The sequence below is a fragment of the Bilophila sp. genome (assembly GCF_057864385.1).
The window spans coordinates 27,089-46,766 of sequence record NZ_DBMAFI010000001.1; the positions used below are offsets into that span (position 1 = coordinate 27,089).

A 19,678-nucleotide genomic window follows, 5' to 3' on the forward strand; every position below is an offset into this window, starting at 1 on the left:
GGGGAACCCTTCTCCAGAAGGGTTCCCCTCCCCCTCCCCAAGCATCTTACTACTTCCACACCTCTTGCCGTTCGGCATAGGCGGCTTCAAAGCGCTTGAGCTGATCCTGCTCGGCGGGCGTGCGGGCAAGGGGGCGGGCCTGCTTGAGCCAGCTCTCGGTCTTGCGCTTGTCGTTCTGATACAGGGCGCTGTAGGCGAGATGCAGGTAGGCGTCGAACACCTTCCCGGCCTCGCCGAGAGAACGCCCGTAATAATAATGCACTTCCGCGTCTTGCGGGAGCCTGCGGAGCACTTGCCGGTAATACTTGTGGGCGGAAGCCTTGTCGCCGCTGCCGTCCAGCAGCCGGGCGTAGAAGAACTGGGCCATGATGTCGTTGGGGTCCAGCCCCAGCGCCCGGAGCAGCGTTTTCCCGGCCCGCGCGTCGCCCTTGTTGTAATAGAACCGCCCGGCCTCGCGCGCTACGAGGGCGTCGTTGGGCGCGCAGGAGAGCGCCTTGGAAAAGGCCGCGTCAGCATCTTTGATCTGGTTGCGGCGCTCGGCGAGGATGCCTTGCCCCATGTAGGCGAGGCAGTCGGGCTTTTTGCTTTCAAGCTGCTTGGCAAAGAACCGGGCCGCCGCGTCGGGATCGCCGTAACGGGCCCAGATCAGCGTCTTGACGCGGTTGAAGCGCGCGTCGTCTTCCTTGCGGTTGCGCACGGCGGCGGAAAGCCCCTGGATGCGGGCGTGGATTTCGTTGATGCGGCCCCCTACGTCGGGGTGGGTGGACAGGTATTCGGGGATGTCGATGCCCGACGTCCATTGCTTGCGGCGGATTTTCTCAAACGCGCCTTTCAGCCCCTGCGGGCGGTACCCCGCCGAGGTGAGGTATTGCAGGCCGATCTGGTCGGCTTCGGTTTCGTCCATGCGGCTGTAGTTGAGCATGGCGGCCTGCCCTGCGGCTACGCTGCCCGCGAAGATGGCCCCGCTGCCTTGTCCGCCGCCGAGGAGGGCCGCCGCCAGCGCACCGACGAGGCTGCCGATGGTGACGGCCTGCGCCCGTTCCATACGGGTGGCGATGTGGCGCTGGGTGACGTGGGCCAGCTCGTGGCTGAGCACGCCCGCGAGTTCGGATTCATGGTCAAGCTGCATGATGAGCCCGGTGTGGACGAAGACGGAACCGCCCGGCACGGCGAAGGCGTTCATGCTGTTGTGCAGCAGCACGTTGGCGGTGAAGGGGAAGGGCTGCGGAGGGAAGGCCTTGGAGAGGCGGTCTACGATGGACTGGATGTAGCCCTTGATTTCAGGGTCTTCCACAAGCGGCATGCGGGAGCGGACGAGCACGTCGAACTTGCGTCCGAGCTCCTTTTCGTCCTTGACGCCGAAACTGCCGAAAAGCGCGGCCTGCGCCGGGATCGCACCCTGAAAAAACAGGGCGAATGAAAGGATCACGGCGACGAGGCCGCGCCAGAGGCGGCCGGGGGCGTTCCCGGCCGCACCGTAGCGTGCGTTCAGATGATATCCCATACAGGGCCTTCGGGGGTGTCCCGGACTTCCACGCCGAGGGCCGCGAGCTCGTCGCGGGCCGCGTCGGAACGGGCGAAGTCCTTGGCGGCGCGGGCTTCCTGCCGTTCGCGGAGGAGTTCGACCACCTTGTTCATGTCCAATCCCTTGCGGCGGGCGCGGATTTCACGCAGGGAGGCGAGGAAGTCTTCCGGCTTTTGCGCGAACAGGCCGAGCAGGGTATCCCATTTCGCGGTGGCGTCACGGAATGCCTTGAGGATGTCGCGGCCTCCCTCGTTGTTGCGGAGCTTCTTGTCTTCGAGCACGCGCCCGGCGATGCGGATCATGTTGAAGAGGTGCCCCATGGCGGCGGCGGTGTTCACGTCGTCTTCCAGCGCGTCCATGAAGGCCTGATCCTGCTGTTTCAACTCTTCCACAAGCTCGGCGGGAGCCGCGCCGGGCTTCCAGTTTTCGCGGGCCAGCGCCTTGTCCACTTCGCGCAGGCATTCGTAGACGCGCTTCTGGCTGCGTTCGCTCTCGTCCATGTTGTCGAGCGAGAAGTCGATGGGGCTGCGGTAGTGCTTCCCGGCGAGGAAGTAGCGCAGGGTTTCGGCAAGGTAGGTTTCGAGGATGTCGCGGATGGTCTTGAAGTTGCCGAGCGACTTGGACATCTTTTCGGAATCGACCTGCACGAAGCCGTTGTGCATCCAGATGTTGGCGAGGGGCTTGCCGAGCGCGGCCTCGGTCTGGGCGATTTCGTTCTCGTGGTGGGGGAAGATGAGGTCAAGCCCGCCGCCGTGGATGTCCAGCGGCAGGGGGATGTACTTCTCGCTCATGGCCGAGCATTCGATGTGCCAGCCGGGGCGTCCCTTGCCCCACGGGCTTTCCCAGTAGGGTTCTCCGGGCTTGGCGCTTTTCCAAAGGGCGAAGTCCAGCGGATCTTCCTTTTCGTCGCCGGGCACGACGCGCGCGCCGGAACGCAGGTCGTCGGGCGTGCGGCCCGACAGCTTGCCGTAGCCGGGGAAGGAGCGCACGCGGAAATACACGTCGCCGGAAGGCGTGGCGTAGGCTTTGCCGTCGGCGATGAGGCGCTCGGTGAGGCTGAGCATTTCCTGAATGTGCTCCGTGGCCTTGGGCTCGATGTCGGCGCGGATCACGTTGAGGCGGTCCATGTCTTCATGGTAGGCCTTGATGTAGGTTTCCGCGATTTCGGTGCTGGAAACGCCTTCGTCGTTGGCGCGCTTGATGATCTTGTCGTCCACGTCGGTAAAGTTGCGGACGAAGGTGACTTCATAGCCTTTATAGCGGAGCAGGCGCACGAGGATGTCGAACGCCACCGCGGAACGGGCATGCCCGATGTGCGACAGCGCGTAGGCCGTGATGCCGCAGGCGTAGACGCCCACCAGCCCCTTGCGGATGGGCGTGAAGGTTTCCTTTTTTCGGGACATGGTATTGTAGAACTGCATGGGGGCTCCTTTAGGCGCGGGGAAGGAGGAACCGGGGCGCTTTCGGCAAAAAGCACCTTTCCCGGCCCCACCCGCAAAAACTTTGGCTGATGGGGAGGCGCACGGCGGGAATCCCTTTACGCACGGACCCGGAAGCTGACGCCGTCGGCAGGCCCTTGCTTGGCCTTCGCGTGCCGTTACGTGCGGGCCCGGAAGCAAACAGAAATCCGCCGCCTGCCGTATGGGGCGGGCGTATTGGGGAGGCCGTCCGCGGCCGAGAACCGTTTTAGGGACGGGCCCGGCCCTTATCCTTCGATCTGGTTGATGCGGCGGAGGTGGCGGCCGCCTTCAAAAGCGGTGTTCAGGAACAGCTCCGCGATGTCGAGGGCCACACCCTGCCCGGTTACGCGCTCGCCGAGGCACAGCACGTTGGCGTTGTTGTGCTGGCGGGTGGCGCGGGCCTGAAATTCACAGCCGCACAGCGCCGCGCGGATGCCGGGGATGTGGTTGGCGGCCATGCTCATGCCGATGCCCGTGCCGCATACGAGGATTCCGAAGGAAGCCGGATCGTCGCCGGGCGCGGCGTTGCCCGCGTCGGCGAGGACTTTGCCGCATACGCCCTTGGCATAGACGGGATAGTCGCAGCTTTCCGCAGTGGCGGGGCCGAGGTCGTGGACGTCATGCCCTTTTTCGGAAAGGCGCTTTACCAGCGCGGCCTTGAGTTCCAGTCCGGCGTGATCGGATCCGATATAGACGGTAGCCATCGTTTTCCTGTCTTTTTTTGATGTGAAAAAAGCTCCCCCGCTGGGGACGGTTCCAGTAAAAAAGGCTGTGCCATGGTATATGGTTGTTTTATTCCTACAGCATGTTGAAAAATACAGCTTTTTTTCGTTTTTCTGCCGGTGGGCTCCATGCTTGGGGGCTTTTATGAGTTATTCATTTTGAATTTCAAGAAATCAGGCATCAGCCGCTTCCTATGGCAGAGCCACAAAAAAGGATATGCCTGTCTTTTTCATAAGCGTGCATGGCAAAGTGTCAACAGGCGTGCGGCGGGTGCTTGCCCGCCATTACCGGCTTCTCTGTATCGTTTCCCGGAAAAAAAGGAAATGCCCGCCGGAACGTCCATCCGATGGAGAAAGGCTAAGGGGTGGATGGGATCCGCGCCGGAAGGTTTGGAGGGGAACCTTTTTTCGGAAGGCTGCGCCATGGGAAACGGTCGATGCTTTTTTTGAGGCTCTGTTATGGTTTGTGCTTGTTTCATCTCCACAGTGCGGTGAAAATACGGCCTTTTTCTTCGGTTTTCCCCTTGGCGGGCTCCACTGCCAAGGCATTTTTCCGGTTATCCCTTTGGAACTTCAAGGAAAAAAGCATCAGCCATTTTTATAACACAGCCTTTTTTGAAGTTCCAAAGGAACAAACAATAAAACGCCTCAGCTCTGGTTCCGCCAATGGGAACATTGGATAAAAAGGCTGTTTTTCCTCCCCGCTGAGGAGATGAAATAACCATATGCCATGACACGGCCTTTCAAAATTCCCCCTCAGGGCGCTGGGCCCGTTGGCCGCCCATCGCCCTAAAGCAGCCAGCCGAACCGGGCGCGGAGCGGGGCGAGGTACTCGGCGCGGTGGGCTTCCCGGCCTTTTTCGAGACGGGCGATGTCGCCTTCAAGCAAGGCAAGGTCGCCCGCAAGCTGTGCGCGCCGGGGATCGGCGAGGGTCGCCATGCGCGCCAGTTCCCCCTGAATGGCCTCCTGACGGCGGCGCATGAGCGTCAGGCGGCGCTGGTAGCCGATATCCGGCCCGGCGATCCAGCGCGCTTCGGCCCACAGCACCCACAGGCCCAGATACATGATCCGAAAGAGTTCTTCGATACGGTTCAGAGACGTTTGGACGTCCATCAGTTGTCTCCCCTCTTGATGGGTTCGATGATGGTACCCGCGGGAAGCTCCAGCGCAAGCTGGTCGTCCCGGAATGCCGCATCCGGCGTCTGGCGGTTCTTGACCAGCAGGATGGCCGAATAGCCGTCGGGATGCGTCAGCTTAAACTTGTAGGGCAGGGGCGGGTTGCCGTCGTCATAGGCAATATCCATGATCCAGCCCTTTTCAGCCGACCAGCGGACGGGCAGGCCGTCGGGCCGCAGCTCCAACATCCCCGGCAGGATGCCGCCGGAGAGCGTAAAGGCGATGTCCCCGTTGGGCAGGGCGCGGGGATGGAGCCCCTCGGCCGCGCCGAAGACTTCGTGGAAACGGCCGCGCATGAGCGAGGAGAAGTCGCGCAGGGAGAAGGGCACGGGCCTGCCGAAATTGAGCTGCACCCGCTGCGGGCCCTTATGGACGATGGCCTTGTTTTCGTTGGGGGCGTAGGCCGTAAAGCTGTCCTGCGTTTCCTGGATGCGGGCCACCAGCGAGCCGATCCCGGCCATGACGTCGAGGCGTATGGGCAGGTAGCCGTTGCTCCAGAGCAGGGTTTCCACCCGGCGGGTGTCGCCCTGCGAGCCGTAGCGGAGGCTGCCGCCCAAACGGTACGGCCCGTGATCCGAGGCGCGGGCGGAAGCATAGCTTTGGTAGGCTTGCCATGCGGCGCTGGAGGCGTCCGAAGGCGCGGACGCCCCGATCTCCGGGCCGCGCGTGGCGCAGGCCTGAAGCGACAGGGCGAACAGGGCCGCGAGCATCAGGCGGAAAGGAACGGAAAGGCGGATGTTCATAGTGAATTCAGCTTATTGCGTATGGTTTCAGGGTTGGGGTGATCCAATTCGAGGGCCCGTTCCCATCCTGTGCGCGCTTCGTTTTTGAGGCCTTGTGCCTTGGCGATGTCGCCGTAGTGTTCCCATATGGTGGGATCGCCGCCGTCGGGGAGGCTTGTCGCCCGGCGGACGAGCGCCCATGCCTCGGCGTTTTCGCCCCGGCGGAAGTGCGCCCATGCGAGGGAATCCAAAATGTACGCATGATCAGGGGCCTGTTTGAGCGCCGCTTCGAGCAGCAAGACCGCGCGATCCAGATCCTTGCCTTGTTCGGCCAGCGAATAGCCCACATAATTCAGGGCCTGATAGTCCTCAGGATTGCGGGCGATGATGGATTCCATCACGGCAAAGGCCTCGTGCTTGCGGCCGAGGGAATCCAGCACGCTGCCGTAGACATAGGCGATTTCGTCGTCCGAAGGCCAGATCTGCTGCGCCGCCGTAGCCGCGGCCAAGGCTTCCTTATAGCGATCCTGCAACAGGTACAGATGGATCTCCATGAGCCGGAAATCCCGTTCCGTGGGGAACTGGCTCTGGCCCTGAAGGATGAGCTGCATGGCGTCTTCGTAACGCTGCTGATCGTGCAGCAGTTGGATGCGCAGGCGCAGCGCCCGGTCGTAAAAACGGTTTTCCGGGGGAATGGATTCAAGGTAGTTCAGGGTTTCCTGCACGTCCTTGTGGTATTCGTAGGCGATGGCGGCGAGGTAGAAATGCACCTCGTCCGGCGCGTTGGGATCGTCCTTGAGGCCGTCGAGCAGGGCTTCCGCCTCCGGGTACATCCTCGCATCCAGAAAAAGCGTCGCCGCCGTGAGCTTGTAGCCGTAGGTGGCGGGGCCGTTCAGGGCGTAGTCCAAGGCTTTCTGCCCGTTTCCGGAGCGGATCTGCCCTTCGACCATCCTGATCCAGATGTCCGGGTTGTCCGGGTCCTGCTCGATGAGGCTGTTATAGATTTCGTTCGCCTCGGAGTACTGCTTGTCCGCTTCCAGCAGGCGGGCCAGCTCGAACCATGCGTCAACGAACTCCGGGCTTTCCTGCACGGCGAGCCGGAGCTGCCGGATGGCCCTGAGCGGCTGCTTGAGGCCCACGAGGGCCTGCGCATGGGCATACCGGACGAAAGACGTCCGCAGGCGCTGCGGCAGGGCTGAGAACACCTTGTCGGCTTCCTTGAAATGCCCGGTTTTGACGTAGAGGATGCCGAGCTCCTGCTGCACGAGCTCGGAGTCCGGGCGCTGCCTGCGGTAGTCTTTCAAAACCTTGAGGGCCTGCTCGTTGTCGCCCTGCTCAAGCCACGTCTCGGCAAGCAGGAGGTGCAGGCCGAGATCGCCGGGCACGCGCCTGACGGCCTGTTCGAGCAGGCTGCGGGCCTCGCTGGTTTCCCGGTTGAGCATGAGCCAGGCCGCCGCGTCGATGAAGGGCTGCGGCCTGTTTTCCAGCGTCAGGAGGAGCTTTGCGGCCTCAAGGACGCCTTCCTTGTCGTCATTGCGGATGGACTGGTCGAGCAGGAGGGTCGCGTAGGTGCGCTGGGCCTCAGGCGAGAGATCCCATTGCACGGGCTCCTGCGGCGTGCTGCGGGCGCACCCGGTGAGCATCTGCACGGCCAGCACGGCGCAGGCCATCCCGCGCAGCAGATTGCGGACAAGCCCCGCGCCGCAGCGGGAACTTCCCCGGCGGGCGTGGGATGGCGCAGCCGCAAACGGGGCCGCGGGATGAGTGAGGCGAATGCGGAAGCTCATGAGCAGACTCTGGGGGTTGAAACACGATAACAGGGGATGACGAATACCCTAAACGGGAACGAACAACAACCGGAGATTGCGTATCCGAAACGCCGTTTCCCTTCTTAGTGCGAGATCCAGTCTTCGGAGAAGTCCTGAATATCGGCGGAGAGATGGGTCTTCAGCTTTTGGAGCAGGCGGGCCTCAAGCTGGCGCACCCGTTCGCGGGTGACGTTGTAGCGTTCCCCGATTTCCCGCAGCGTGACCGGATCGTCGGTCAGGAGGCGGTGCTCAAGGATATAGGCTTCCTTTTCGGAAAGCGAGGGCAGGATGTCGCGGATCTTGCTTTGGAGCAATTTGGCGATTTCCATACCCGCGAGGCTTTCCTCAATGCCGGGGCCGAGCGCGGGCAGGAAGTCCATGCGCGTGGCGCTGCCGGAATCGTCGCCGACGGTGGCGTCGAGGGACATGTCGGAGGCGTCCAGCCGCTGCTGCATCTCCACGATCTGATCCTCGCCCACGCCGAGGCGCTCGGCGAGAACCGCCGCGTCGGGGTCGAAGCCTTCGGCAATGAGCTTCTGGCGTTCGCGGTTCAGGTTGTAGAACAGCTTGCGCTGGGCCTGCGTCGTGCCGATCTTGACCATCCTCCAGTTGTCCATGATGAACTTGAGGATGTAGGCGCGGATCCAGAACGCCGCGTAATAGGAGAACTTGATCCCCTTGTCCGGGTCGAACTTGTTGACGGCCCGCATGAGGCCGACGTTGCCCTCCTGGATGAGGTCGAGCACGTTCTGCATCCAGCGGCGCTGGAAGTCCATGGCGATTTTGACCACCAGCCGCAGGTGCGAGGACACCAGGCGGAAGGCCGCGTCGCTGTCGCCGGTCTTCTGCACGCGGCGGGCCAGATCAAATTCCTCATCCGGCTTGAGCATGGGGAAGCGGCTCACTTCGCGCAGGTAGAGGTGCAGCGAGTCCTTGCTGGACGACAGGGAAGGCAGGTGCTGCTGCGACGGCACGGGCAGGGTATCGCCTTCGGGCAGGATGTCGGCGTCGGGGTCGAGCGCGGTCACGTCGTCTTCGGGCAGCTCGTCGCCGATGTCTTCGTCGTCCTCGGCGTCGGCTGCGTCCACGGGCTTGACGGCCTTGAGCGCGGCTGTTTTTCCGGGAACCTGTTTGGGGAGGATCTCCGGTTCGATGATTTCGGGCTCCACAGCGGTATGGTGCTCTTCAGCCGCCACTGCGGAAGGGGCCGGGGGCGCGATCGCGTCGGCGGCGGGCTCCCCGGTCGTTTGGCCGCCCTTGGCGGCCTTGGTGGAAATGCGACGGCTCATATGATTTGTACGTCCTTTTGCCATAAATCTTTATCAGAGTTGAGGGCGGTGGTCCGGGCTCCGGCGCCGGGCGGGACGCTCCGCGCGGACGCGCCTCATGGTGTTACGAAAAAAATCATGTGGAGGAGGGCCCGTACGGGGCGGCTCCTCAATCAGATGCTATAGTTTTGGTTTGTCCTTTTCAACGATTTTCAGTAGACAGAAACCCAAGGGGAGAGCCCGTGCCGTTTGGTGCGGGCTCCTGTTCACGAGCCATTCAAGACCTGCCCGCCTGTGAAAGGGGCAGGAGACCATAAAGGAGAACCGCGTGGCGGATTTTCGTAGCGCACTCGCTTCCGGGCGCACCCTGCTGCTCGACGGGGGCATGGGGACCATGTTGCAGGCAAGGGGCCTGCCCGCCGGGGAACACCCGGAACAGTTCTGCCTTGATCGGCCGGACGTGCTCCGTGGGATCCACGCCGACTACCTTGCCGCGGGTGCGGACATCATCCTGACGTGCACCTTCGGCGGTTCGCGCCTCAAGCTTCCGGCGGGCATCGACGTGACGCCGTTCAACCGCACGATGGCCCGGATCGCCCGCGCCGCCGTGGACGCCGCCGGCCGGGAAGCCTTCGTCGCCGGCGACATGGGGCCGTGCGGGCAGTTCGTGCGCCCGCTTGGGGATCTGCACCCGCTGGAGCTCTACGAAGCCCTGCGCGAACAGGCGCGCGGCCTTGTGGAAGGCGGCGTTGATCTGTTCCTCATCGAAACGCAGTTCGATCTGGCGGAAGTGCGCATCGCCGTGGCCGCCATCCGTGCCGAAAGCGACCTGCCGATCATGGTTTCCATGACCTTCGAGCAGGGGACGAGCCTTACCGGGACGACCCCGGAAATTTTCGCCGAAACCATGCAGAACCTCGGCGTGGACGCGCTCGGCCTGAACTGCGGCCTTGGGCCCGAACAGATGGCCCCGCTCATGGAGCGTTTCCTCGCCTGTTCGTCCGTGCCGGTGCTGGCCGAGCCCAACGCGGGCCTGCCCGAACTGGTGGACGGCAAGACCGTGTTCCGCCTGCCGCCCGAACCCTTTGCCGAAAAGACGGCGGCCTTCGTCGGCATGGGCGCGCGGCTCGTGGGCGGCTGCTGCGGCACGACCCCGGATCACATCGCGGCCCTGCGCCGGGCCGTCGATGCCGTCGGCCCCCGCCCCGCCCCCTCGGTGACGCCTTCCGGCATCGTGCTGACCACCCGCACCCGGCTGGTGCGCATCAGCCCCGCCGAGCCGTTCAAGATCATCGGTGAACGCATCAATCCCACGGGCAAGAAAGATCTGCAAGCGGAATTGCAGGCCGGGGAATACGGCCTCGCCATGCGGTTCGCCTCCGAGCAGGTGGCCCTCGGCGCGCCGATCCTCGACGTGAACGTGGGCGCGCCCATGGTGGACGAGGCGCTGCTCCTGCCCGAACTTGTCCAGCGCCTCACCGGAAAATACGCCGAACCGCTTTCCCTCGACTCCTCGCACGCGGAGGCCATTGCCGCGGCCCTGCCGTTCTGCCCCGGTTCCCCGCTGGTGAACTCCATCAGCGGCGAAGCCGACCGCATGGAACATCTTGGCCCGCTGTGCAGGCAGTGGGGCGCGCCGTTCATCCTGCTGCCCATTCAGGGCCGCAAGCTGCCGGTGAAGGCGGCGGATCGCATCGCCATCATTGAGGACATGCTCGACAAGGCCGCCATGCTCGGCATCCCGCGCCGCCTCGTGCTCGTGGACGTGCTGGCGCTGGCCGTGGCTTCCAAGGCGGAGGCGGCCCGCGAGGGCCTTGAGACGATCCGCTGGTGCGCCGCGCACGGCCTTGCGACCACCATCGGCCTGTCCAACATTTCCTTCGGCCTGCCCGCCCGCGAACTCGTGAACACCACCTTCCTCAGCATGGCGATGGGCGCGGGGCTCAGCTCCTGCATCGCCAACCCCTCAAGCGGCCGCCTGCGTGAAGCCAAGGCCGCCGGGGACGTGCTCATGGGCCATGACCGGGATGCCGCCGCATTCGTGAACGGCTACGCCACATGGACTCCGGGCAACGGCGGGACGGCGGACGCCGCCGCGTTCGCCCGCGCCGCGGCGCAGACCGTGGAGGAGGCCGTGATCCTCGGCGACCGCGAAAGCGTGGTCGGGCTTGTGGAAAAGGAACTGGAAGCCGGGGCCGATCCCTTTGAGCTCGTGCGCGGGCGGCTCATCCCCGCGATCACCGAAGTGGGCTCGAAATACGAGCGCCGCGAATACTTCCTGCCCCAGCTCCTGCGCTCCGCCGAAACCATGCAGACGGCTTTCGCGCGCCTGAAGCCGCTGTTGGAACGCGAAGCCGATGCCGAGGCCCAGAAAACCATCGTCGTCGCCACCGTTGAGGGCGATATCCACGACATCGGCAAGAACATCGTCAGCCTCATGCTCGGCAACCACGGCTTCAAGGTCGTGGATCTGGGCAAGGACGTGAAGGCCGAAGCCATCGTCGAGGCCGCCGTCGCGCACAAGGCCGATCTCATCGGGCTTTCCGCGCTGATGACCACCACGATGGTCCGTATGCGGGACACGGTCGATCTCGTGAAGCAGCGCGGCCTCGGTGTCGACGTGATGGTCGGGGGCGCGGTCGTGACCCCGGCATTCGCGGAAAGCATCGGGGCCAACTATTCGTCCGATGCCGTGGACGCCGTGCGGCTCGCCAAGAGCCTCATCGCGGCCCGCAAGAACCAGTAACCCAAAGGAACAGCCATGCGCCGCCTTTCCTGCCTGATCGCCCTGCTGGCCTGCCTCGTGCTGGCCCTGCCCGCGTTCGCCGACCCTCAGAAGGCCGATGCCGTCCCCGGCATTTCCGGCGAGGGGGTTCTCGATATCGTGAAAGCCAACAAGGGCAAGCTCGTCTTCATCAACTTCTTTGCCACATGGTGCCCGCCCTGCCGGGAGGAGATCCCCGAACTGCTCAGCATACGCAAAGCCTACCCTGCCGACAAGGTGGCCATCGTTGGCATTTCGCTTGACAGCGATCGCGGGAAGTTGGAATCATTCGTCGAGGCTATGGGCTTCAACTATCCGGTTTACCTCGCGGAGCCCGACGTTCCCGCCCTGTTCGGGATCTCGTCCATTCCGTTCAACCTGCTGTACGACAAGGCCGGCAAGTTGGTCGCCGGAGGCCCCGGCATGGTCGGCAAGGAAGACCTTGAGGAAGCGTTCAACGGCCTTCTCAACTGATTTGGCATGCGTCCGGGGAACCCGCCGTTTCCCGGACGCCGTTTTCCCGGCCCGCTTGGAGGGCCGGATCAACCGCGGCTGCCCCACGGGGGGAGGAAGTCGATGAACCTGAGCGTTCGCAAGGCCCGTATGGGCGATATCCGGGCCATCCACGCCCTTTTGATGACGAGTTCCGCCGACGGCCTGTTGTTGCCGCGTTCCCTGACCGATTTGTACGGCCATCTGCGCGACTTTTTCGTTGTGGAGGGCGACGGGGCCACCGTCGGCTGCGGGGCCCTGTCCATCATTTGGGAGAACATGGCCGAAGTGCGCTCGCTGGCCGTGGCCGCCCATGCGCGCCGGAAGGGATGCGGGCGGCTGATCGTGGAGGCCTGCGTCGCCGAAGCCCGCGGGCTGGACATCCATCGCCTGTTTGCCCTGACCTATCAACTGCCTTTCTTCAATGCGCTCGGCTTTTCCGTTGTGGAAAAGGAAGTGCTGCCCCAGAAGGTCTGGGTGGACTGTGTGCATTGCCCCAAATTCCCGGACTGCGACGAAACGGCTGTCCTGCTGGAAATCTAACCCGCCTTGCGGGACGTGGCCGTCCCCGAAGGAGCCTTCATGCGTATTACGAATCTCAAGCCTCTGATCAGCGAAGAAGCCATCCAGACGCGCGTCAAGGAAATGGCCGAAGAGATCAGCGCGCTTTATAAAGATGAGCCTTTGGTCGTCGTGTGCGTGCTCAAGGGTGCGTTCCTGTTTTTTTCCGATCTCGTCCGGCATCTCACCTGCAAGCCGGAAATCGATTTCGTGCGCCTCGCCAGCTACGGCAGCGCGGCGCAGCGTTCCAAGGCGATCACGTTCACCAAGGATGTGGAAATCCCGCTTGAGGGCAAGCATGTGCTCATCGTCGAGGACATCGTGGACACCGGGCACAGCATGGATTTCCTGTTCCGCCAGTTTCAGGCGCGCGGCGCGCGGAGCCTGCGGCTTGCGGTCCTGCTCGACAAGAACGAGCGGCGGGAGGTTCCCGTCACTTCTCACTTCGTCGGGTTTGCCTTGCCTAGCGGGTTCGTCGTGGGGTATGGTCTGGACTACGCTGAGGGTTATCGGGAACTCCCGGCGATCTATGAGGCTGAAATAGAAGAATGACGAATGGCGGAGTCCCTATGATTGTTACATGCCCTAATTGCAGTACCAAATTCAATCTGCCCGAAACGCAGGCCGCGCCTGGGGCCAAATTGCGCTGTTCGGTGTGCAAGCACGTGTTCCAGCTTTCCGACGGCGTGAAGCCCGCGGAAATCCGTATGGAGCCGGACTTGAGCCTTTCTTCCCCGTCCCTTTCCATGCCGCCCAAGAAGAAGGGCGGGGCATGGGGCTGGGTGCTGACGCTGCTGCTCCTCTGCGCGGTTGCCGGAGGCACGTGGTGGGCTTGGACCTACACGCCGCTCTTCGATACCGTGAAGGAGATGATCGCGCCGCCCAAGAAGCAGGACCCGGTGGAGCTGGTCAAGAACATCGCCCTGCGCGGCGTGCGGCAGTACAACATCAGCAACGAAAAGCTCGGCAACATTTCGGTGGTTGAAGGGAAGGTCGTGAACGGCTTCAACCAGCCGCGCGAGCTGATCCGCATCGAAGCGGCGCTGTACGATTCCGCGGGCAACGCGCTGGTTTCCAAACAGCAGCTTGCGGGCACGTCCCTGTCGCTGTTCCAGTTGCAGGTTCTCGGCGAGCAGGACATCGAGCAGGCCCTTGCCAACAAGATCGACATCATGGCGACCAATACCAATGTCCTCCCCGGCGGAGAGGTTCCCTTCATGGTCGTTTTTTACAGCCCGCCGGACAACGCCGCCGAGTTCGGCGTCAAGGTCATCGACGCGCGCATTCCCCCTGAGAAAGAGAAGAAGTAGGGGGATGAAGATTGGGGAGGGGAGAGGGCCCCCTTCTGGAGAAGGGGTCCCTCTCCCCTCCCCAAACCCCACCCCTCTCCCTCCTAAGACTTTTGTAATGGGGGAGTGCTGACACAGGGGAGCGGGGGAAAGACTCTATGGAGCGGGATTCTCGTCATGGATGGGAATCCCGCTCTTTTGTCGGGACGTTCACCTTTTCGATGGTTTTTGAAAAATTCATTTTAAATTTCATATAATTGGATATATGCTTCATTGGAAGCATGCATGTCTTCCTTTGTTCCCGCCGTTGTGTGGGCCGGTTAAAGCCGGTATTGTTTTTTCAGGCTGTGCCATAGAAAATGGTTGATACTTTTTTCCCTGAAGTTTCAAAGGATTAACCGACAAAATGCCTCAGCCTTGGATTCCACCAAGGGGAAAGCTGGAGAAAAAGGCTGTATTTTCACCGTGCTGTGGAGATGAAACAGCCATATGCTATGGCAGGGCCTTCCTTCATCCCCCTTTTTCGGACGGGATGGGTAGACGTGTTTCAGTAAAGAAAATGGGAGGAATCAATATGAAAAAGGTCGGCATTATTCGCTGTCAGCAAACTGAGGATTTATGCCCCGGCACGACGGATTTCGTCACGGCGGCCAAAGGCAAGGGAAGCTTCGAAGGGTTCGGGGAATGTCAGATCGTCGGCTTCGTGAGCTGCGGAGGCTGTCCCGGCAAGCGTGCCGTAGCCCGCGCCAAGATGCTGGTGGAGCGCGGGGCGGAGGCCGTTGCACTCGCCTCCTGCATCGGCAAAGGAACGCCCATCGGCTTCCCCTGTCCCAACCGTGAGCAGATGATGCAGGCTATCCGCGCGAAGATTGGCGACATCCCGCTGCTCGAATATACCCACTAAGGCGTAAAGGCACCACTCAGGAGGGGCCGCCGCCAAGCCCGGACATCCGGCTCTCCTCCAGACAAAAGGGAGAGCCTCTTGCTAGGGTGTGTCATTATTTTAGGCTGTGTTCAATTTTACGGTTGATGATTTTTTCAATGAAAAATCAATAGATAAAAGCTCGTTCCACGTCTGGTGATGTGGGTCTCTCTCATTTTTTGTTCATTACATGAAATCCAGTTTTGAAGAATTGTTGCGAGACCTCCGAATAATTTCCAAAGAACTCTTCCTTTCCAGTTGGAATCTTGTATCAACCACAAACTTAAACACAGCCTTATTTTATATATAATTATTTGAATTTATTAAAAATAATTTTTTTGTGACTTGAAAAATAGTTAAATAATTTCAATAGATTATATCTGATTGACGACATACCCTAGGGCCTGTTCACACAAACAGAGAATAAACATATTTTTTAAATGGTTATCCTCATTTTTGAGCAGTGCTGCATTTTTCTTCAACCCTCTTCAATCATGGGAAAAATTCAGCATAGCGTGAACACGCCCTAGAGCCTGTTCACATAAACAAGGAATGAACATAATCTTTTACAAATGGTTATCTCCGTTTTCGAGCGATGCCGAATGCTTCTTCCAATCTGTTCCAGTCATTGGAAAAAAATTCAGCATAGTGTGAACGCGCCCTAGCAGAAAAACTGGAGAAAAAGGCTGTATTTTCACCATGCTGTGGAGATAAAACAACCACATACTACGGCAGAGCCTTCCTATGGCAGAGCCTTCTCAAAAAAAGACGCTCCGGCAATGGAGCGTTTTTTTATCCGGCACAACTGGCGAAAGGGATTCGATAAGGTCAAAAGTCTTTGGGGAGGATGGGGGAGGTTTGGAGGGGGAAGGAGGGGCTTTCTCCAGAAAGGCCCTCCTTCCCCCTCCAATATTCCCTAAAACAGCTTCATCTGCGTGGCTTTCGTCTGCACATGGCGGACAAGCCGGGTGTGACGGAACAGTTCGGGCAGCGCGGAGAGGAAACGCGAAGGGGGCAGTTCCAGTACTTTGCCGTAGAGACGGCGCTGCGCCGCATGGCTGACGAAAACAGCATCCTGCGCACGGGTCAGGCCGACATAGAACAAGCGCCGCTCTTCCGCGAGCGCGTCCGGATCGACGGCGGCGCCGGGATCGCCGTGGAGCAGCGCATCCGCACCGGGGAAAGGCAGGATGCCCTCTTCTAAGGCGGGCAGGAATACGGCCCGGAACTCAAGGCCCTTGGCGGCGTGCAGGGTCATGATCTGCACCTGCTCCGCCTGCTCGCGCACAAGATCCAAATCCTGCCGCAGGCACACCCAGTCAAGCAGCCCTTCCCATGTCTTGCCCTGCTCGCGGAACGCCCGGAGCAGGGCGTTGTAGGCCGCAGATTCGGTGAACAGCGGGGCAAGGAGCTTGGCGGCGTCCAGATGGGAGGCCAGCGCGGACGGCCCTGCCTGCCAGAGCTGTTCGGGCAGGGACGCGCCCAACTGCGGCACATCCACGTCGAGGCTGCCGGGGCCTTCCGGCGCGGCAAAGGGGCGCTGGAAGCGCTGGCCCGCCAATTCAAGGATGAGGGCGGCGGAAGGATCGGCCCAGAAGGGGGCCGTTTCCGGTGCCGAACAGGGGACGCCCCGGCGCTCCAGAGCGGTTTTCAGGGGCGGAATGAGCGCCTTCATGCGGACAAGCACGGCCACCTCGCCGGGGCTGCACGGCGTGGCAAGCGTGGCATCGCGGCGGCGGGAATCTTCCAGCGTATGGGAGGTTCCGCCAAGAAGAAGCGCAGCCTGATCCGCGACCCATGCGGCTTCCTTGCGGGCGTCCGGGGCGCTGAACAAGTGCAGGCAGGCTTCCGCTTCACGGGTGGGGATAAGTTTTCCACAGGCTGAGGACGGCCCAAGCAGCGCCGAAGCCGAGGTCAGGATTCCGGCGGCGGAACGGTGGCTCGCGGCGAGCGTGACGCTCTCCAGCGAAGGCCACGCTTCACGCAGGGCGGACTGGACATCGGGATGCGCCCCACGGAACCCGTAAATGGCCTGATCGGGGTCTCCGATGCCGAAGAAGCCATGGCCGCCTTCGGGCATCAGCGCCCGCACAAGGGCGACCTGCAACGGCGAAAGGTCTTGTATTTCGTCGACCAGCACGTCGCTCCACTGGCGTTCCGGCTCGGCTTGCAGGCGGGCCAGCCAGTGCTCCAGCAGATCCGTATAGTCCGCAAGGTTCCGTTCGCGCTTGGCGGCATGGTAACGCTCCAGCAGGGCGGACTGCTCTGCTGTCAGGGGGCTGAGGCGTTCGCGGGCGAGGGACAGCTCATCCCATACGTGTCTGGCGTCGGCGGCGGACAGGGCGTTGGCCCTGGCGAACACGCTCCGGGCCGTTTCTTCGGGCAGTACGGCGGGCAGGGCCTCCTCTGCGGCACCCCAATGGGATAAGGCCAGGGCGTGCAGGGTATCGGCCTGAGGCAGCGGGACGCCTTCCCCAAGGGCGCGCTCAAGGCGTTCCCGGAGCTCGGCGGCGGCGCGGCGGGTAAAGGTAACAGCAAGGATGCGCTGCGCGGGGATGCCGTCTTTGAGAAGGCGCTGGACACGGCCCACGAGGGTACGGGTTTTGCCGGAGCCGGGGCCAGCAAGCACCAGCACGGGGTTTGGCCCGGCTTGGATGGCTTTCCGCTGCGCTTCGGAATAGGGGAACGCCTTCGGATCGGGCGGCGTTTGGGGCGGCGGGGGCGTCATTGCCGCGAACAGGGACGCCTGTTTCGGCGCTTCTTCCTTGGAAGGCGCGGCCTTGGGCTTCCTGCCCGGCTTTTTGGCTTCGGGCAGCGCATCCAGCAAAGAGGAAGAACGATACCTTCCCGTCACAAATTGTTTGCGCTCTTCTTCCGAGAATACTTTGACGACCCCGTATTCGCCGTCAAAGCCCGCCTCCTTGATGACGTCGCCCCGGCGCATACGGGCCACGGCCTCACCGAGCGCGTCCCAGTGCTGCCGCAAATCCGATTCGGGCACCGTGTGCAGGATGTCCATTTCCGAACCGAACAAACGAACCAGTTCGGACTGCCTTTCCTGCACTTTCCGGCTCTTGGGGCCGACGGAAAGCAGTTCGCCGAGCATTTCCGGGAGCGGGAACAGCGAGACGAACCCCGGATCGTGCTTGGGCATGACCGGGGCCTTGCGGTCGGCCAGCGCCATGACCCGGTGGAGCACGCCGACCGTGAGCGGCTTGCCGCATACCGGGCAGATGTTGCCGATTTTCATGGATTCTTCCGGCTCAAGGACAACATTGCAGGCGCGGTGCCCGTCGAGGTGGTACTTTCCTTCCTCAGGGAAGAACTCCACCGTCCCCCGGTAGGTGCAGCCTGAGCCTTCCTCGCCCCGTGCGGCCCGGCGCAGCGCGTCGAATATGCCGTCATAGGAAGGCGTGCCTTCAAAGAGATTGGCTTCGCGGCCGAGGTTCTCCCCGGAATGCGCGTCGGAGTTGGACACGAGCACATAACGGTCGAGCGCAGACCAGAGCCGGTTCATGTCAGGATCGGAGGAAAGGCCGGTTTCCAAGGCGAAAATATGTGAGGAGAGCGATCCGAAGCAGTCTTCCAGCGCGTCGAAGCCGGATTTGGAGCCAAACAGCGAAAACCACGGCGTCCAGATGTGCGCGGGAATGAGCACGCCGCGCTCGTCGGTTTCAAGCACCATTTCAAGGAGATGCTCGCAATCGAGGCCAAGGATCGGCCGCCCGTCGGAAGTGATGTTTCCGATGGCGGCGAGCTTGTTGGACAGCTTGTCCGCACTCTCCAGGCTGGGCATGATCACGACGTTGTGTACTTTGCGTACGGAACCGCCTTTCTTGTAGATGGAGCTGATTTCCGCTTGGATGAGGAATTGCGGCTCGCTGACGCCGTCCGGGCGAGAAAAGCCGGGGATTTCCGTTTCCAGCGGCGTCTTTTCGCGGACGCGGTAGAGGCCGCTGTTGTCGTCATAGACGAGGTCACGCCGCAGCTCGTCCCTCCATGCCGGATGGGTGAAGTCGCCCGTGGACATGACGGAGAGCCCTTTGATCATGCTCCATGCCGCAAGATTGCGGATATTGAGCCTGCCGCTGGTGGCGCGGGAAAAGCGCGAATGGACATGCAGATCTGCGCGAAAGTATTTCATTCCTCAAGACTAACGCAAAAAGGGGCAGAATGCCAGTGATTCCGGCGTGGAAAAACCTTCCGGGCCGTACAGGGCGATGGGCTCGGCGGCGGACGGTTTGGCGCATGGGCCCTTACGGGCTTCTATGAGCACGAACGTGGCTGGGGACGTTTTTTGTTTGTGAATGAATTGTAACAAACAGGGAGCCAGCCCCGCCCCATCCAGCGCCGCCAGCATATCCTGGAGCCTGTCCGGGCTTATGATGCAGACGAAACGCCCATCCGTTTCGAGCAATGACGAGGCTGCGGATGCGAACAGCGGAAACGTCCCCTTATCGCCGAACAGGGCCCTTCGGCGGGCCTGTGTTGCAGGCAGGCGACCTGAACCGATGAGACGCCACGGCGGGTTCGCCATGACCAGTTGGATCGGGGAGGTTTCCACACGGAGTTTTTCTAAAAAATGCGTGTCGGCAAGCTCCCCGGTATGCAGGGCAAACCGATCCGAAAAGCCGAGCTTGGCAGTATTGTTTCGGGCGGCGGCAATCGATTCGGGATTGCAGTCCATACCGAAGCCTCGGCATTTGTTTCTTTGAAGTAACAAATAGGCAAGGCCAACAACGCCGCATCCTGTTCCAAAATCTATAAACCGTATGGTAACATCGTTTGTACGGCTCACTGCAAAGGCCGCGAGCAGCAGCGCATCGACGCTGAAACGGAAACTGCCCTCAGGCTGTTCCAAGCCAGCGGGAAAGGCCCGCCGCGCTTCCGCGTGCAGTGACGGGAGCTCACCGATCGGCGCTGTTTTTCCAAATGGCTCTGGCATAGGATGTGGTTGTTTCCTCTCCAC

At 61.8% G+C, this 19,678-nt stretch carries 17 protein-coding genes; 7 read left to right on the forward strand and 10 right to left on the reverse strand.

All coding sequences use genetic code 11. The features are described 5' to 3' along the window. Positions 1-49 precede the first annotated feature (49 nt). From ACZM8Y_RS00100 to rpiB, 3 genes are all read right to left on the reverse strand, one after another. On the reverse strand, positions 50-1,504 hold the full coding sequence (locus ACZM8Y_RS00100; RefSeq protein WP_482333122.1) for a M48 family metallopeptidase: 1,455 nt from the start codon (positions 1,502-1,504) through the stop codon (positions 50-52). After that, complete coding sequence (gene cysS / locus ACZM8Y_RS00105) at positions 1,489-2,946, reverse strand: cysteine--tRNA ligase (protein WP_482333120.1); 1,458 nt, start codon at positions 2,944-2,946, stop codon at positions 1,489-1,491. The genes ACZM8Y_RS00100 and cysS overlap by 16 nt, the downstream gene beginning before the upstream one ends. Positions 2,947-3,230: 284 nt before the next feature. Then, positions 3,231-3,689 carry a ribose 5-phosphate isomerase B gene (gene rpiB / locus ACZM8Y_RS00110; protein WP_482333118.1) on the reverse strand — a complete coding sequence of 153 codons (459 nt, stop codon included), beginning with the start codon at positions 3,687-3,689 and terminating at the stop codon, positions 3,231-3,233. A gap of 147 nt (positions 3,690-3,836) precedes the next feature. Between rpiB and ACZM8Y_RS00115 the strand changes: the two genes are divergently transcribed. Then, positions 3,837-4,157, forward strand: a complete 321-nt coding sequence (locus ACZM8Y_RS00115) for a hypothetical protein (RefSeq protein ID WP_482333115.1) — start codon at positions 3,837-3,839, stop codon at positions 4,155-4,157. Between the two features lie 107 nt (positions 4,158-4,264). Here the strand turns inward: ACZM8Y_RS00115 and ACZM8Y_RS00120 are convergent, their stop codons facing one another. From ACZM8Y_RS00120 to ACZM8Y_RS00140, 5 genes are all read right to left on the reverse strand, one after another. After that, positions 4,265-4,432, reverse strand: coding sequence for a hypothetical protein (locus tag ACZM8Y_RS00120; RefSeq protein WP_487480113.1), 168 nt, complete (start codon positions 4,430-4,432; stop codon positions 4,265-4,267). 64 nt (positions 4,433-4,496) lie between these two features. Next, entirely contained in the window at positions 4,497-4,820 is a 324-nt protein-coding gene (locus tag ACZM8Y_RS00125) for a hypothetical protein (RefSeq protein WP_482333110.1), read from the reverse strand. After that, on the reverse strand, positions 4,820-5,626 hold the full coding sequence (locus tag ACZM8Y_RS00130) for a hypothetical protein (protein WP_482333108.1): 807 nt from the start codon (positions 5,624-5,626) through the stop codon (positions 4,820-4,822). Before ACZM8Y_RS00130 ends, ACZM8Y_RS00125 begins: the two co-directional genes overlap by 1 nt. Beyond that, entirely contained in the window at positions 5,623-7,392 is a 1,770-nt protein-coding gene (locus ACZM8Y_RS00135) for a tetratricopeptide repeat protein (protein ID WP_482333106.1), read from the reverse strand. The genes ACZM8Y_RS00130 and ACZM8Y_RS00135 overlap by 4 nt, the downstream gene beginning before the upstream one ends. Positions 7,393-7,496: 104 nt before the next feature. Beyond that, positions 7,497-8,702: a sigma-70 family RNA polymerase sigma factor gene (locus ACZM8Y_RS00140; protein WP_302552450.1), complete on the reverse strand. Its 1,206-nt coding sequence runs from the start codon at positions 8,700-8,702 to the stop codon at positions 7,497-7,499. Between the two features lie 307 nt (positions 8,703-9,009). Between ACZM8Y_RS00140 and ACZM8Y_RS00145 the strand changes: the two genes are divergently transcribed. The 6 genes from ACZM8Y_RS00145 (at position 9,010) to ACZM8Y_RS00170 (ending at position 14,691) form a co-directional block, all read left to right on the forward strand. After that, positions 9,010-11,427, forward strand: coding sequence for a homocysteine S-methyltransferase family protein (locus tag ACZM8Y_RS00145; protein WP_302552449.1), 2,418 nt, complete (start codon positions 9,010-9,012; stop codon positions 11,425-11,427). 15 nt (positions 11,428-11,442) lie between these two features. Next, positions 11,443-11,919 (forward strand): TlpA family protein disulfide reductase, encoded by a 477-nt coding sequence (locus tag ACZM8Y_RS00150; RefSeq protein WP_482333102.1) that lies wholly within the window; start codon positions 11,443-11,445, stop codon positions 11,917-11,919. Between the two features lie 102 nt (positions 11,920-12,021). Beyond that, a complete protein-coding gene (locus ACZM8Y_RS00155; protein WP_302552447.1) occupies positions 12,022-12,480 on the forward strand; it encodes an N-acetyltransferase in 459 nt (152 codons plus the stop codon). A gap of 39 nt (positions 12,481-12,519) precedes the next feature. Further along, complete coding sequence (gene hpt / locus ACZM8Y_RS00160; protein ID WP_308770835.1) at positions 12,520-13,050, forward strand: hypoxanthine phosphoribosyltransferase; 531 nt, start codon at positions 12,520-12,522, stop codon at positions 13,048-13,050. 17 nt (positions 13,051-13,067) lie between these two features. After that, positions 13,068-13,808 carry a DUF3426 domain-containing protein gene (locus tag ACZM8Y_RS00165; RefSeq protein WP_302552445.1) on the forward strand — a complete coding sequence of 247 codons (741 nt, stop codon included), beginning with the start codon at positions 13,068-13,070 and terminating at the stop codon, positions 13,806-13,808. A 553-nt stretch (positions 13,809-14,361) separates the two neighbouring features. Then, the gene (locus ACZM8Y_RS00170) at positions 14,362-14,691 is read left to right on the forward strand and encodes a CGGC domain-containing protein (protein ID WP_479860071.1); all 330 of its coding nucleotides are present in this window, start codon (positions 14,362-14,364) and stop codon (positions 14,689-14,691) included. Positions 14,692-15,625: 934 nt separating this feature from the next. Here the strand turns inward: ACZM8Y_RS00170 and ACZM8Y_RS00175 are convergent. Both ACZM8Y_RS00175 and ACZM8Y_RS00180 read right to left on the reverse strand, forming a co-directional pair. Further along, the gene (locus ACZM8Y_RS00175) at positions 15,626-18,853 is read right to left on the reverse strand and encodes a UvrD-helicase domain-containing protein (RefSeq protein ID WP_482330266.1); all 3,228 of its coding nucleotides are present in this window, start codon (positions 18,851-18,853) and stop codon (positions 15,626-15,628) included. Between the two features lie 9 nt (positions 18,854-18,862). Next, positions 18,863-19,654, reverse strand: a complete 792-nt coding sequence (locus ACZM8Y_RS00180; RefSeq protein WP_482330267.1) for a tRNA1(Val) (adenine(37)-N6)-methyltransferase — start codon at positions 19,652-19,654, stop codon at positions 18,863-18,865. Between the last annotated feature and the right edge of the window lie 24 nt (positions 19,655-19,678).

Coding starts and splice junctions, on each gene's coding strand:
- ACZM8Y_RS00100 (WP_482333122.1), bottom strand. CDS start 1,504: ATGGGATATCATCTGAACGCACGCTACGGTGCGGCCGGGAACGCCCCC.
- cysS (WP_482333120.1), bottom strand. CDS start 2,946: ATGCAGTTCTACAATACCATGTCCCGAAAAAAGGAAACCTTCACGCCC.
- rpiB (WP_482333118.1), bottom strand. CDS start 3,689: ATGGCTACCGTCTATATCGGATCCGATCACGCCGGACTGGAACTCAAG.
- ACZM8Y_RS00115 (WP_482333115.1), top strand. CDS start 3,837: ATGCTTGGGGGCTTTTATGAGTTATTCATTTTGAATTTCAAGAAATCA.
- ACZM8Y_RS00120 (WP_487480113.1), bottom strand. CDS start 4,432: ATGGTTATTTCATCTCCTCAGCGGGGAGGAAAAACAGCCTTTTTATCC.
- ACZM8Y_RS00125 (WP_482333110.1), bottom strand. CDS start 4,820: ATGGACGTCCAAACGTCTCTGAACCGTATCGAAGAACTCTTTCGGATC.
- ACZM8Y_RS00130 (WP_482333108.1), bottom strand. CDS start 5,626: ATGAACATCCGCCTTTCCGTTCCTTTCCGCCTGATGCTCGCGGCCCTG.
- ACZM8Y_RS00135 (WP_482333106.1), bottom strand. CDS start 7,392: ATGAGCTTCCGCATTCGCCTCACTCATCCCGCGGCCCCGTTTGCGGCT.
- ACZM8Y_RS00140 (WP_302552450.1), bottom strand. CDS start 8,702: ATGAGCCGTCGCATTTCCACCAAGGCCGCCAAGGGCGGCCAAACGACC.
- ACZM8Y_RS00150 (WP_482333102.1), top strand. CDS start 11,443: ATGCGCCGCCTTTCCTGCCTGATCGCCCTGCTGGCCTGCCTCGTGCTG.
- ACZM8Y_RS00155 (WP_302552447.1), top strand. CDS start 12,022: ATGAACCTGAGCGTTCGCAAGGCCCGTATGGGCGATATCCGGGCCATC.
- hpt (WP_308770835.1), top strand. CDS start 12,520: ATGCGTATTACGAATCTCAAGCCTCTGATCAGCGAAGAAGCCATCCAG.
- ACZM8Y_RS00165 (WP_302552445.1), top strand. CDS start 13,068: ATGATTGTTACATGCCCTAATTGCAGTACCAAATTCAATCTGCCCGAA.
- ACZM8Y_RS00170 (WP_479860071.1), top strand. CDS start 14,362: ATGAAAAAGGTCGGCATTATTCGCTGTCAGCAAACTGAGGATTTATGC.
- ACZM8Y_RS00175 (WP_482330266.1), bottom strand. CDS start 18,853: ATGAAATACTTTCGCGCAGATCTGCATGTCCATTCGCGCTTTTCCCGC.
- ACZM8Y_RS00180 (WP_482330267.1), bottom strand. CDS start 19,654: ATGCCAGAGCCATTTGGAAAAACAGCGCCGATCGGTGAGCTCCCGTCA.